At 64.0% G+C, this 383-nt stretch carries 1 pseudogene; it reads right to left on the reverse strand.

Annotated elements, in window-relative coordinates:
- Positions 1-383 (reverse strand): annotated as a pseudogene (locus tag AC1D0P_RS31595) (hypothetical protein); the annotation flags it as partial.

Here is a 383-nt window from a genome sequence, read left to right on the forward strand (position 1 = left end):
GCTTCGGCGGCGGCGATGGCGTCGTCCATTCGAGCCCGGTCGCCGGCCATGGATTGTCCCCGGCCGGTGCCCGGTCGCCGGCCATGGATTGTCCCCGGCCGGTTCGCCATAGCGCATCGAATAGAAGAGATAGAGGAAGGGCACGAGATAGGCGACGGCCAGAACGCTGGCCCCGGTCGAGGAGAAGACGTGCAGCACCTGGAATTGCGGCGCATAGACATGGTAGTCATAGGGTGGACCGCTGACGACCGGGATCTCGTTGAAATTGTGCTTCGGCGGCGGCGATGGCGTCGTCCATTCGAGCCCGGTCGCCGGCCATGGATTGTCCCCGGCCGGTTCGCCATAGCGCATCGAATAGAAGAGATAGAGGAAGGGCACGAGAT

The organism is Polaromonas sp. P1_G2, from assembly GCF_056405515.1.